Consider the following 12,050-nt stretch of genomic DNA (forward strand, 5'->3'; position numbering starts at 1 on the left):
CTTCGGGGGCATCAATGCAGGGGTCCACCAATGCCGGCACCCGCGTCGGTGCGGCGGGGCTTGCCGCCTTCAGGCAGGGGCTGCGGCACCAGGGTGCCCACCGTGAGCTGGTCATCGCCAAAGTACTTGGACGCCACGCGCTTGACGTCATCGGGCGTGATGGTGCGAAGCTGGGCCAGCAACTGGTCTTCCGCATCCAGCGGCATGCCCTGTATCCAGTAATTGCCCAGGCTCTGGGCCTGGCCCATGACCGAGTCGCGCTCATAGACATTGGAGGCCATCCATTGCGTCTTCACGCGCTCCAGTTCGGCAGGCTCGACGCCGTCCCTGGCGACCTTGGCCACTTCGGCGCGCAGCGCGGCCTCGACCTCGGCCGCAGTCTTGCCGGTGGCGGGCACGCCCGTCAGCATGAACAGGCCGGGGCCGCGGCTCATGAGCGACATGGAGCTGCCCGCGCCGTCGGCCACGCGGCCTTCGCCCTGGACCAGGGCCCGCTCCAGGCGGGCGCCGTCATAGCCGTCGAGCACGGCCGAGAGCACCAGCAGCGCCAGCGCATCGCGGTCATCGGCCTGCAGATCGCTGACGCGCGTCAGCGAGGGCGCACGGAAGGCCAGGGCCACCAGGGCCTGCTCGGCCGGCTGCTTGACCTCGATGCGGCGGATGCCGATCTGCGCAGGCTCGGTGCGCGGCTTGCGCACCGGCACGGCGCGTGCGGGAATGCTGCCGTAGTACTTCTCTGCCCAGGCGCGGACCTTGGCAACGTCCACATCACCGGCAATGACGACGGTGGCATTGCCGGGCACATACCAGCGGCTGTGGAAATCGCGCACGTCGCCGGGCGTCAGGGCGTCCAGATCGCTCATCCAGCCGATCACGGGCCGGTGGTAGGGCGAGGCCATGAAGGTCGCCGCCATCAGTTGCTCCATGAGCACGGCGCGCGGCTGGTCCTCGGTGCGCATGCGGCGCTCTTCCTTGATGACCTCGATCTCCTTCTTGAACTCGCTGTCGGGCCAGTGGTTGTTGGCGAAGCGGTCGGATTCGAGCTTCATCACTTCCTCCAGCCGGCTGGACGGGATCTGCTGGTAGTAGCCCGTGTAGTCGCGGCTGGTGAAAGCGTTCTCCTGGCCGCCCAGGGCCGCCACCCGGCGCGAGAACTCGCCGGGCGCCACCTTGCGCGAGCCCTTGAACATCATGTGCTCGAGCGCATGGGCCACGCCCGAGGTGCCGTCCACCTCGTCGATGGCGCCCACGCGCACCCAGACCATGTGCACGGCCGTGGGCGCGCGCCGGTCGGGCTGCACGATGAGCTGCATGCCGTTCTTCAGGGTGAATTGCTGCGCTGCTGTGGCGGACCGCTGGCCGCCTGCGGCCTGGCTGGCCACCGTCTGCAGCAGTGACGAAGGGGAGGAAGAGGATGCATCCGGGGCTGCCAAAGCAGCCCCGGTGCCCATGCAGGCCATTAAGCCCAGGAGGGTGAGTGCATGTTTCATAGAATGCTGTGATTCTAAGAACCTGCCGATGTTCAGTTTTTTCAAGAAAAAGCCCACCCCCTCCTCCGCCGAGATTTCCCCGGCGGACAGCAGCGCCGCGCCTGAAGAGGCCGGCATTCCCGCAACCCCGCCGCAGGACCGCGCCCCAGACCTGCCCCCTGGCACGCCTGCCCCACAGGCCGCAGCCGACACCGGCAGCGCCTGGTGGCGCAAGCCCTTCGGCGGCGGCAAGGGCGATGCCGCCCCGCCTGCCGCACCCGCTGCACCCACTGCTGCTGCTTCCACGCTCGCGCCTGCCGACTTCATTGCCGCACCCGAGCCCACGGCCAAGCCCGAAGCCGAAGGCGCCAGCCGCCAGAACTGGATGCAGCGCCTCAAGGCCGGACTGCGCAAGACCGGCAGCAGCATCGCCACGGTCTTCACCGGCACGCAGATCAACGATGCGCTGTACGAAGAGCTGGAAGACGCCCTGCTGATGGCCGACACCGGCGTCAAGGCCACCGAGCACCTGCTCACCGACCTGCGCCGCCGCGTCAAGGAAGCCAAGGCCACCGACCCCGCCGCCGTCAAGGCGTTGCTGGCCGATGCACTGGCCGACCTGCTGCGCCCGCTGGAAAAGCCGCTGATCATCGGCGAGCACCAGCCTACCGTGGTCATGGTCGCTGGCGTCAACGGCGCAGGCAAGACCACCTCCATCGGCAAGCTGACCAAGCATCTGGCCGACGAAGGCCAGAGCGTGCTGCTGGCTGCCGCCGACACCTTCCGCGCCGCCGCGCGCGAGCAGCTCGGCGTCTGGGCCAACCGCAACACGGTGGAGATCGTCAGCCAGGAAGGCGGTGATCCTGCAGCCGTGAGCTTTGATGCCGTCACCGCCGGCCGCGCCCGCAAGAAGGATGTGGTGCTGGTGGACACGGCGGGCCGCCTGCCCACCCAGCTGCACCTGATGGAAGAGCTGCGCAAGATCCGCCGCGTGGTCACCAAGGCCGATGCCACGGCACCGCACGAGGTGCTGCTGGTCATCGACGGCAACACCGGCCAGAACGCGCTGGCCCAGGTGCGCGCCTTTGACGATGCACTGCAGCTCACGGGCCTGATCGTCACCAAGCTCGACGGCACGGCCAAGGGCGGCGTGCTGGCCGCCATTGCCCAGGAACGGCCGATCCCCGTGTACTTCATCGGCGTGGGCGAAAAGGTCGAAGACCTGGAGACCTTCAACGCCAGGGAATTCGCGCAGGCGCTGCTGTCCTGACAATCTGTTCAGAGTTTTCTCGACAGGCGCCACAGGAAGGCGGAATGGATGAATTGCGGGCTGGCGCTCAAGCCGCTCTCCGCTCATCCATTGGGGAGTGACCGCTCAACGAAGAGCTCTCCAGCCTCAACCTCTGACGCACTCAACCGCTTCGGGACTGATCAGGCCAGGCCCTACCGGGTTAGCTCATGTGACTTGCCGCAAAAGCCCAGTAACTTCGCCACAGGCGACAGCGTGGGCGCGGCAAAGACCAGAAAGGGCATGCCCTTCAATCACCGAAGCAGCCACTCATCGTCACGTGGCAATTGACGAATCTCTTCGGCCAGTCAAAGCAGCACTTCCGCCAGTGCTCGGTAGCACCGACAAGCCCGTCCTTGCTTCGGACGGTCAGAAATCCTAGCTCTTCCTCACTGACGCCGGCTGGCAGGCCTTGCGGTGCACCACCGCACTCATCTCTGGCCTCCGATGTGGAGAACGCATTTTTTCCCGTCGCTCCACCTTTGCGTGCGGGTGAGCGTACGGCCCATGCCTCGGCAAGCGCACCAACTCTGTTGAGTGCCTGTGCGAAAACTCGGCAACAGACTCTTCAGTGCGACCTGCCTTCGATATGCCAACTACGGCGTGTGCCGCGCATCATTTCAAGCATATTCTCCCGCTCTGCCACCCCCCACTTTTCGGGGCTCGTAAAAGCACATAAGTGTTTTAAACCAGCCGATTAGGCTACTTGCTGGCTGCAGATGGCAAGTTCAGGCCAATTTATGTGGCTTGCAAACCAATCAGAAACAAACCATCGATGGCGGAGATGGCTTGGTCACTGTCTTCCTGCTGCCTTCCCAACCAGATGCCTCTCAATTTTTCGCACCCTTCCATATCTTGACCCAAGATTGTATGTTGGTATACCATCACTCAATTCGCAAGAAAGTCCAACAGACATGAAACGGCAAGCCTCTAAAGCAGGTACAGACACAGACAGACCTGCATTGACAGACATGGGAATTCCGCGAGGCAGTATGGCCGTAGAGCGTGTGAATCCAACGCTCCGACAGCTGGCACTTGAGCAATTGAAGCGCGCCATTGTGGAAGGCCAACTTCCACCTGGATCACGTTTGGTAGAACGCAAGCTGTGCGATCTCCTTGATGTGAGCAGAACGATAGTTCGTGAAACCCTGGGGCAATTGGAGGCAGAAGGGTGGATCACAAAGGAGCCCTATAAAGGCCCGATAGTCGCCGTTATCGATGAAGACGGCATTCGCCAGATCTTTGAAATGCGTGCAGCCGTTGAAGGCTATGTGGCGGCACTGTGCGCAGAGCGAGCCACCATAGAGCAAATCGAGCGCCTGGATGTCACAGTGAAAGCGATGAATGAAGCGCAGATTTCGGGCGATGTCGAGGCTCAGATCGAGACCATCGAGGAGTTCTACGAAGTTCTCCTGGATGCAGCCCAAAATTCGCTGATGGCAAGCTATCTTTCTTCACAAAGGAGCCGCCTCGCACGCCTGCGGAGACTCTCACTTTCTCACAGCTCACGGGCTTCAGAAAGCACAGAAGAAAAACGCGGCATCCTCGCCGCCATCCGCAATCGCGACCCAAAGAAGGCCCAGGCCCTTGCCGAGCAGCATATCTGGAATTCTTCGAGAAGCCTGCTGGCGGCTATACGCAGGGGCCTATGAAATCGCTTTTTCAAAACTGGCACGCAAGATAAGCCACCATCTATAGCCATACTATTTTCAGATAGCATCAGGAAATAAAGACCCAGCATCACCTTTTCATAACAATCACGCTATGCGTGCTTGTTGAGAAAATCAGTTCTTTCTCTGAATTGCTTACTGGAATTGCGCATTCTGCAAATCGATTTCAATATCTCTGTATTTAAGAAAATCTTTATCTTAAGAGTATTTTTCGAGTTGCAAATTCTACGCATTGACCACATACTGCTTTCTCCGCAGCATGCGGATAAACGGCAGCAAGGATACCTGGATGATGCCGAGCTCTCCTCGCGCGGGCACCCCAGAAGAAACGCTCTACGCAGGCATCATGTTCTATCTCGAGTCTCTGTCTTCAACCGTTCAATAAATCTTCAAGAGAGCAAAATTTCTCTAATCAGCAAATGAGCATTGCTGTGCATTACCAAATAATCCACAACAATGTAAGAATTTACTCTACGCCCCATTTACCCATCCCTCCTCCATATTCATGCTTGAATCCATTCAAGGTTTTTCTTGGTTATGGGTTCCCATAACCCTGTTCGCCGCTCTCGCTCAAACGGTACGAAACACAGCGCAGCGCAGCCTGACACAGGAGCTGGGCGCGCTATCGGCCACGCTGGTGCGTTTTCTGTATGGCCTACCTTTTGCCATGTTGTGGCTGGCACTGCTGTATCTGGTACCAGCAAAGCCATACGCTGTACCTTCGATCACGCCGATTTACCTTGGCTGGATTGCATTGGGCGCTTTTTTCCAATTGGCTGGAACGGTCGCTTTGCTGCTGGCGATGAAGGAGCGCAACTTTGCCGTGGCTGTCACTCTGACAAAGACAGAGGTGCTGCAGCTAGCTCTGTTCGCATCGGTTTTTCTCCATGAACTTCCAACACCGCTGGCGTTGGCCGCAATGATCGTAGCCACAATCGGTATGCTGCTGCTGTCCCTGCCGCCACGCGAACAGTTGCTCTCACCGTCCGCGTGGCTCAACCGATCTGCACTTTATGGCCTGGCTTGCGGCTCCTGCTTTGCAGTTGCAACAGTAGGATTTCGAGGAGGGTCGCTGGCACTTGGCGCCGAAACGGCATGGTTATCTGGCGCCTGGGGCGTGCTGATCGCACAGTCGATGCAAACCGTCGGCATGGGACTTTGGATCCAGTTGCGCACAGCTCAAGGTCTGGCACCTATTTTTCGAGCTTGGCGCATCTCGCTGCTTGCCGGTTGCATGGGGGCAGCCGCTTCAATTGCTTGGTTCACGGCCTACGCCATGCAAGGAGCATCACCTGTGCGCACTTTGGGAATGATCGAGGTCGTTTTCAGCTACCTGGTTTCGCGCCGCGTGTTCAGCGAAAGCTTCAGTCGAGCAGAGAAGATAGGCATGGGCCTGATGCTGTTGGGCTTAGTGGTGACTTGCCTACAGGCCTGACATGCGGTGGCAGCAAGACCTGCTCGTGGAGCTGTCGTCCTGCGGCTTGGCATCGACTGCATCAGCTCCCCTGTTGATGCGCTTTGACCCATTCTCTGGAGTGGACCTACGGGAGCGCGCTGCGCTCCTTTTTTCATGGGCATGCGAGCGCAGCGAAGGCCCAGGCATGCAGGCAAGGGTTTTCCCTTGATTCGAATCAAGCCGCAGGTTTTATGCTTTGCATTGATTTATAAGAAGAACGTTGTTTTATACAAGAAACAATCGATAGCCCTCAGGCATTTCTTTTGCTTGTACCTGCCTTGCCTTGTTCCCCGGAGTTCCCCATGAAAGCCCCCACCTTGCTCGGCGCTGCCGCCTTGCTGGCCGCAGCCGCATGCCAGAGCGCCCTGGCCCAGGATGCCGCCGCGCAGCAGCAGCTGGCCGCCAAGCCTTTCACCATCGTCGCGCCCTTTCCGCCCGGCGGCCCCGTCGATGCGCTGGCGCGCCTGCTGTCCACGGGATTGGCCGAGCGCTACAAGCAGACTTCGGTGGTGGAGAACAAGCCCGGGGCCAACGGCAATATCGGCATCGACATGGTCAAGCGTGCCACGCCGGACGGCCATACGCTGCTGGTCGTGCCCCAGGGCAACCTGACCATCAATCCCACGCTGCTGGCCAGGCCCGGCTACAGCGTGGAGACGGACTTCGCGCCCGTGGCTTCGCTGGCCAAGGCGGCCAATGTGATCGCCGTGCACCCCGGCGTGCCCGCCAAAACGGTGCAGGAGCTGGTGGCCCTGTCCAAGACCAGGCCGGCCACTATCAGCTATGCCTCGCCCGGCGTGGGCTCCAGCCTGCATCTGGCCGGTGAACTGTTCAAGCAGCAGACCGGCGCCGACATCCTGCACGTGGCCTACAAGGGCACGGCGCCCGGCCTCAACGATGTGCTGGGCGGCACGGTGCCGATGATCGTGGGCAATGTGCCCGCGCTGCTGCCGCATGTGCAGTCGGGCAAGCTGCGTGCGCTGGCCGTGACCGACCCGGCCCGCAGCAAGTACCTGCCTGATGTGCCCACGCTGGCCCAGGCGGGCGTGCCGGGCATTGCCATCTCGTCCTGGTACGGCGTGATGGCGCCAAAGAAGACGCCGCCGGCCGTGCTCAAGCAGCTGGAGAAGGATATTCAGGAGATCTTCAGCACGCCGGCCGTGGTCAGGCAGCTGGACCTGCAGGGGATCGAGCCCTGGGTGGTCACGGGCAGCGCCTTCGGCGAGCTGATCCGCAAGGAGACAGCGACCTGGGTGCCCGTGATCAAGGCCGCCAACGTCACGCCGCAGTGATGCGGGGCGCGGCGGCCATGTCTGCAGTGTCCGCCACGTCCCGGGTCGAGACCTGGGAGCGCAGCCACTGCGCATAGTCGGCCATGCAGCGCTCGGTGCGCATGGTGATCTGCGGCACGCTGTAGCTGTGTCCGGCGCGCAGCAGCCGGGCCAGGCGCTCCAGCACGTCGGGCAGGGTCTTGCAGACCAGCCGCCACTCGGGCGTGGCATGCATCTCACCCTCCCACACGTAGTGCGAGGTGATGGGCTCCACCTGCACGCAGGCCGCGGCCTGCTGCTGCACCAGGCTGCGCGCCAGATGGGCGGCCTCCTCGGCGCTGGGGACGGTGGTGGCCACCACGCACAGGGTGGACCAGGGCGAGGCGGGATTCTTGGCGGAAGTCATGGAGGCGTAGTCTACGGTTGCGCGCTGCAGGCCGGTACTGGCCTTTGCGGCGTCAGGCCATCAGCCCCTTTTGCCGTGCCTGCAACCGCGCCAGGCCCAGCAGCGCATCGGTGAACGGGGTGTCCACGCCGCACAGCTGGCCCATTTCGCGCACCGCGCCCACCAGGGCATCGAGCTCCACGGGCTTGCCGGCTTCCACGTCCTGCAGCATGGAGGTCTTGAAGGCGCCCAGCTTGAGCGTGACCGCATGGCGGTCCTCGGGCGATTCGTTGATGGGCAGGCCGATGCGCGCGCCGATCTCCTTGGCCTCCAGCATCACGCGCGTGATCAGGCCGCGCACTAGGACGTCGCCCAGGATGCGGTCCGAGGTGGCGCCCGTCAGCGCGCTGACGGGGTTGACGGTCATGTTGCCCCAGAGCTTGTACCAGGCGTCGCGCTGGATGTTGTCGGAGACCTTGGCCTCGATGCCGCCACGCTGCAGCAGTTGGGCCAGTGCCGCCAGGCGCGGCGTGGGCGGCTGGCCGGGTCCGTCGGCCAGGGGCTCGCCCAGGATCAGGCTGTTGCCGAAGTGCCGGCGCACCACGCCGGGCGCATCGTTGGAGCAGCTGGCATGGACCACCGAACCCAGCACCTGGCCCAGCGGGATGGCTTGCGCAATGCGGCCTTCAGGGTCCACGGCTTTCAGCTGCTTGCCGCGCACGCTGGCATCGACACCGCCGTGCAGGAACCACCAGGGCACGCCGTTCATGGCCGTGAGCACCACGGTCTGCGGGCCGATCAGCGGGGCGATGCGCTCGGCCACATCGGGCATGCCCGGCGCCTTGACGGAGATGATGACCAGGTCCTGCACGCCCAGGGCGGCCGGGTCCTGTTCGGCACGCAGCGCGAAGTGCTCGCGCTGCTCGCCGTGCACCAGGGTCAGGCCCTGGGTGCGCAGGGCCTGCAGCGCGGCGCCGCGCGCCACGGCGCTGAGCTGGCAGCCGGCGCGGGCCAGGGCCGCGCCCATCCAGCCGCCGATGGCACCGGCGCCGAAGATGCAGGCCTTGTCGAATGAAATGCTTGTCTGTTCCATGGTCATGCGCGGGAAGCTCCGGGTTCAAAGATCGAGATAGCTGCTGTCGCGCCGGTTCACGCGGCGCACCAGGTGGTCGAACACATCGCGGGCACCGCCGTGGCTGTCGTTGAAGGTCAGCGAGTCCTCGTTGCAGCGCTGGGCCATGGCGTCGGAGACCATGCGCGGCGCGCCCATGGACAGGGTGGCCATCTGCACGTCGCAGGCGCGCTGCAGCGTCCACAGCACCACGAAGGCCTGGGGCAGGTCGCTGCCCCAGCTGAGCAGGCCGTGGTTGCGCAGGATCACGGCCTTGCGGTGGCCGATGCTGGCCAGCAGGCGCGGCCCTTCGTCGGCATGGATGGTGATGCCCTCGAAGTCATGGTAGGCCACCATGCCGTGCAGCTGGGCGCTGTAGAAGTTGCTTTGCGACAGGCCCTGCTCCAGGCAGGCCACGCCCATGCCCGAGGTGGTGTGCGTGTGCATCACGCAGTGCGCGCCCGGCAGTCCGTCGTGGATGGCCGCATGCACGACGAAGCCGGCCGGATTCACCGGATGCCGCGAGCCGTCCAGCACCTCGCCGCGCACATTGATGCGCACCAGGTTGCTGGCCGTGACCTCTTCGTAATGCAGGCCGAAGGGGTTGATCAGGAACTGCTTTTCACCGCCCGTCACGCTGTCGGGCAGGCGCACCGTGATGTGGTTGTAGATCAGCTCGTCCCAGCCCAGCATGGCAAAGACGCGGTAGCAGGCGGCCAGTTCGATGCGGGCGGCCCGCTCATCAGGGTGCATGGAGCAATTCATGGTGTGGCTCGTGGGATGGGTTCTGAGGTGGGTCTTGAGGTGGGTCTTGAGGTGGGTCTTGAGGTGGGTCTTGAGGTGGCTTGTGCAGTGGCTTGTGGGGAAATCAGGCATCCAGCCCCTGGTCCAGCCCTTGGTCCAGCGCTTGGGAGGCACGGCCCAGCTTGTCCAGGATGCGGTCCAGCATGGCGCGCTCATCGGCCGTCAGGGCATTGAGCAGGGCCGCCTGGTAGGGGCGTGCGCGGGACAGCACCTCGTCGAAGAGCGCCTGCCCTGCTTCGCTCAGCTGCAGCAGGTGGCGCCGCGCGTGCTGCGGATCGGCGCGGCGAAGCACCCAGCCCCGGTCGATCAGCGGCTGCAGCGCGCGGCTGATCTGGGCCTTGTCCATCAGGCTCAGGCGCGACAGCGCGCTGGCATGCAGCTCGCCGTGGCGCTGGATCTGGCCCATGAGCCGCCACTCGGTCAGCCCCACGGGCGATGCCGGCGCGATGTAGTGGCGCGTCACCTGGGTCTGCAGCGCATTGGACAGCGCGCCCAGGCGGAAGGTGATGAAGTCCTCCAGCGCCAGCGTCTGGCTGCAGACCTGCGTGTCCGGTGCAGGGCCGGTGGCGGCATCGGCGGCAGGGATGGTGGATGGGCGTGGGCGGGGCATTGGGCGGAGGAAACCGGGCGGCGATTGCGATTTCGATTGCGATGGCCGCATGATCCATCAATGTTGACATATCAACATTGGTGGCAACCCTGAGAGCCCTGGCGGCCTGCAGGCCGCCAGCGGGCGCAGGGTGAAACCCATGCGCCCGCGCCGCGCTCAGCGCTTGAGCAGTTCGTTGGAAGGCAGGGTCTCGTCCAGCAGCTTGCGGGCCGTCTCCACGCCCGCCACGGGCAGCAGCGCCGGGTCCAGCAGGCCCACCTGCACCAGCACGCTGGCCTGGTCCCAGTAGATGTGCTCGTGGTAGAGCTTGTCTCCCCGGAACTTGACCACGGCCAGCAGCGGGATCTCCACGCGTCGCCCCGTGGGCCGCACGCCGGGCAGCATCCACGGGATCTCGGTGGTGTGCGTGAAGCAGAACAGCATCTCGTCCACCACCTGCGAGGCCCCCACCGTGCGTGAAATCGGCGTCAGCGACGTGTCGGGCGGATTGCTGTTGACGAAGTGGTTCGTATAGAACGCGTGCAGGTTGCTGAAGCCCACGCCGCCGGTCATGGTCGGGATGTGGTTCACATAGGGCTCGGCCACCATGGTGGCCATGGTGTCGTCCACGTTGCGCGTGGCGAACTCGTACTCGCAGTGCTTGTCCCACAGCGCGGCCAGGTCGAAATGCGGGCCGATGGCGGACTTGAGCGTGGCAATGCTGCGTTCGTGCGCCATCAGGGCCGAGGCGCGGTGGAAATGGTCGCCGCCCTTGCGCGCAAAGGCATGGTCCACGCCCGGATAGACATGCACGGCCACGCCGGGACGCCCGCCCAGCGCCTGGACGATGCGCTGGCGCGCCTCGGGCGGGCAGAAGGCGTCGAGCTCGGCCACATGCAGGGTGAGCGGGCAGCGGATGCGCTCGGCCTCGTCCAGCGCCGCCTCGATGCCCACGCCGTAGTAGCCGACCACCGCATCGGCATCGGTGCGGCAGGCGGCCAGGTAGGCCAGCTTGCCGCCAAGGCAAAAGCCCAGCACGCCGGCCTTGCCGTCCGTGACCTCGGGGCGCTGGCGCAAGGCGTTCAGGCAGGCCTGGATGTCCTGCACGCCCAGGGCCTCGTCGAATCCCTTGTAGAAGCCGAAGGCACGCTCCCAGTCCGCCGGCGTGTAGCCCAGCTCCACATCGGGCTGCTGGCGCCAGAACAGGTCGGGCACCAGCACCACGTAGCCTTCTTCGGCGTAGTAGTCGGCCACCTCGCGCATGGTGGCGTTGACGCCGAAGATCTCCTGCGCCAGCACCAGGCCGGGGCCGCTGCCCGAGGCCGGCACGGCCAGGTAGGCGTTGAAGCTGCCGCTGCCGTCCAGCGCGTTGATGCGCACATGGCGGCTTGCCGGGGGTTCTTTCTGCTGCATGGGGTTGTCTCCGTTTCAAAGGGTGGGGAAAGCTGCGGTGCCGCTTTTTTCATGACCCGTCATACGCACTCGGGGTGCCGCACCGTCACCTGATAGTAGCCCGCGTGAAAGGCCAGGGGCTCGCCGTCGAAGCGTTCGCAGCGCTCGACCTGGCCGATGAAGATGAGGTGGTCGCCGCCATCGTATTGCCGGATGTTGCGGCAGACGAAGCGGGCCAGCACGCCATCGATCAGGGGCACGCCGGCCGGGCCTTCCGCGCAGTCCAGGCCGACGAACTTGTCTTGCTGCGGCGTGGAAAAGCGCCGCGACAGAAGGTGCTGGCCCGCAGCCAGCACGTGGATGGCGAAATGGCTGGCGCCCTGGAAATCGCAGACGCTGGGCGCCTGGCGCGCCAGGCTCCACAGCACCAGCGGCGGGTCCAGCGAGACCGAGGAGAACGAGTTGGCCGTCATGCCCACGCGCCGCCCGTCCGGCGCGCGCGTGGTGATGACGGTCACGCCCGTGGTGAACTGGCCGAAGGCCTTGCGCAGCTCGCGCGGATCGAAGGAGCAGGCCGGGGCGGCGGCCGGGGTGTCGCATGTGCTCATGGCGGCC

The 12,050-nt window shown here is 64.3% G+C and carries 11 protein-coding genes; 4 read left to right on the forward strand and 7 right to left on the reverse strand.

What is annotated here, in order from left to right:
- Positions 1-11: 11 nt before the first annotated feature.
- Complete coding sequence (locus tag AAN986_RS22765; RefSeq protein WP_047217966.1) at positions 12-1,490, reverse strand: pitrilysin family protein; 1,479 nt, start codon at positions 1,488-1,490, stop codon at positions 12-14.
- Positions 1,491-1,518: 28 nt separating this feature from the next.
- Here AAN986_RS22765 and ftsY point away from each other — a divergent pair, with 28 nt between their 5' ends.
- The 4 genes from ftsY to AAN986_RS22785 all read left to right on the forward strand — a co-directional run bounded on the left by ftsY (position 1,519) and on the right by AAN986_RS22785 (position 7,175).
- Positions 1,519-2,739, forward strand: coding sequence for a signal recognition particle-docking protein FtsY (ftsY, locus tag AAN986_RS22770; RefSeq protein ID WP_047217967.1), 1,221 nt, complete (start codon positions 1,519-1,521; stop codon positions 2,737-2,739).
- Positions 2,740-3,671: 932 nt separating this feature from the next.
- Entirely contained in the window at positions 3,672-4,409 is a 738-nt protein-coding gene (locus tag AAN986_RS22775; RefSeq protein ID WP_241150346.1) for a GntR family transcriptional regulator, read from the forward strand.
- Between the two features lie 523 nt (positions 4,410-4,932).
- Positions 4,933-5,862 (forward strand): DMT family transporter, encoded by a 930-nt coding sequence (locus AAN986_RS22780; protein WP_016454141.1) that lies wholly within the window; start codon positions 4,933-4,935, stop codon positions 5,860-5,862.
- Between the two features lie 323 nt (positions 5,863-6,185).
- Entirely contained in the window at positions 6,186-7,175 is a 990-nt protein-coding gene (locus AAN986_RS22785) for a tripartite tricarboxylate transporter substrate binding protein (RefSeq protein ID WP_047217968.1), read from the forward strand.
- On the opposite strand, the gene cutA is transcribed toward AAN986_RS22785, so the two are convergent.
- From cutA to AAN986_RS22815, 6 genes are all read right to left on the reverse strand, one after another.
- Entirely contained in the window at positions 7,162-7,560 is a 399-nt protein-coding gene (cutA, locus tag AAN986_RS22790) for a divalent-cation tolerance protein CutA (protein ID WP_013803939.1), read from the reverse strand. The genes AAN986_RS22785 and cutA overlap by 14 nt on opposite strands.
- A gap of 52 nt (positions 7,561-7,612) precedes the next feature.
- Positions 7,613-8,638 carry a 2-dehydropantoate 2-reductase gene (locus AAN986_RS22795; protein WP_047217969.1) on the reverse strand — a complete coding sequence of 342 codons (1,026 nt, stop codon included), beginning with the start codon at positions 8,636-8,638 and terminating at the stop codon, positions 7,613-7,615.
- A gap of 18 nt (positions 8,639-8,656) precedes the next feature.
- Entirely contained in the window at positions 8,657-9,526 is an 870-nt protein-coding gene (locus AAN986_RS22800) for a class II aldolase/adducin family protein (protein ID WP_277422846.1), read from the reverse strand.
- Positions 9,519-10,064 carry a MarR family winged helix-turn-helix transcriptional regulator gene (locus AAN986_RS22805; protein WP_047217970.1) on the reverse strand — a complete coding sequence of 182 codons (546 nt, stop codon included), beginning with the start codon at positions 10,062-10,064 and terminating at the stop codon, positions 9,519-9,521. The genes AAN986_RS22800 and AAN986_RS22805 overlap by 8 nt, the downstream gene beginning before the upstream one ends.
- Positions 10,065-10,220: 156 nt before the next feature.
- Positions 10,221-11,456, reverse strand: coding sequence for a dienelactone hydrolase family protein (locus AAN986_RS22810; RefSeq protein WP_016449084.1), 1,236 nt, complete (start codon positions 11,454-11,456; stop codon positions 10,221-10,223).
- 59 nt (positions 11,457-11,515) lie between these two features.
- Positions 11,516-12,043: a flavin reductase family protein gene (locus AAN986_RS22815; protein ID WP_047217971.1), complete on the reverse strand. Its 528-nt coding sequence runs from the start codon at positions 12,041-12,043 to the stop codon at positions 11,516-11,518.
- Between the last annotated feature and the right edge of the window lie 7 nt (positions 12,044-12,050).

Origin of the sequence: Delftia sp. DS1230 (assembly GCF_040112715.1) — a bacterium.
Classification (GTDB): domain Bacteria; phylum Pseudomonadota; class Gammaproteobacteria; order Burkholderiales; family Burkholderiaceae_C; genus Comamonas; species Comamonas tsuruhatensis.

Bases quoted from the DNA above. Each gene is read 5' to 3' on its own strand.
- AAN986_RS22810 (WP_016449084.1), bottom strand. From the start codon at position 11,456: ATGCAGCAGAAAGAACCCCCGGCAAGCCGCCATGTGCGCATCAACGCG.
- AAN986_RS22815 (WP_047217971.1), bottom strand. From the start codon at position 12,043: ATGAGCACATGCGACACCCCGGCCGCCGCCCCGGCCTGCTCCTTCGAT.
- AAN986_RS22775 (WP_241150346.1), top strand. From the start codon at position 3,672: ATGAAACGGCAAGCCTCTAAAGCAGGTACAGACACAGACAGACCTGCA.
- AAN986_RS22785 (WP_047217968.1), top strand. From the start codon at position 6,186: ATGAAAGCCCCCACCTTGCTCGGCGCTGCCGCCTTGCTGGCCGCAGCC.
- AAN986_RS22805 (WP_047217970.1), bottom strand. From the start codon at position 10,064: ATGCCCCGCCCACGCCCATCCACCATCCCTGCCGCCGATGCCGCCACC.
- AAN986_RS22765 (WP_047217966.1), bottom strand. From the start codon at position 1,490: ATGAAACATGCACTCACCCTCCTGGGCTTAATGGCCTGCATGGGCACC.
- ftsY (WP_047217967.1), top strand. From the start codon at position 1,519: ATGTTCAGTTTTTTCAAGAAAAAGCCCACCCCCTCCTCCGCCGAGATT.
- AAN986_RS22795 (WP_047217969.1), bottom strand. From the start codon at position 8,638: ATGACCATGGAACAGACAAGCATTTCATTCGACAAGGCCTGCATCTTC.
- AAN986_RS22800 (WP_277422846.1), bottom strand. From the start codon at position 9,526: ATGCCTGATTTCCCCACAAGCCACTGCACAAGCCACCTCAAGACCCAC.
- AAN986_RS22780 (WP_016454141.1), top strand. From the start codon at position 4,933: ATGCTTGAATCCATTCAAGGTTTTTCTTGGTTATGGGTTCCCATAACC.
- cutA (WP_013803939.1), bottom strand. From the start codon at position 7,560: ATGACTTCCGCCAAGAATCCCGCCTCGCCCTGGTCCACCCTGTGCGTG.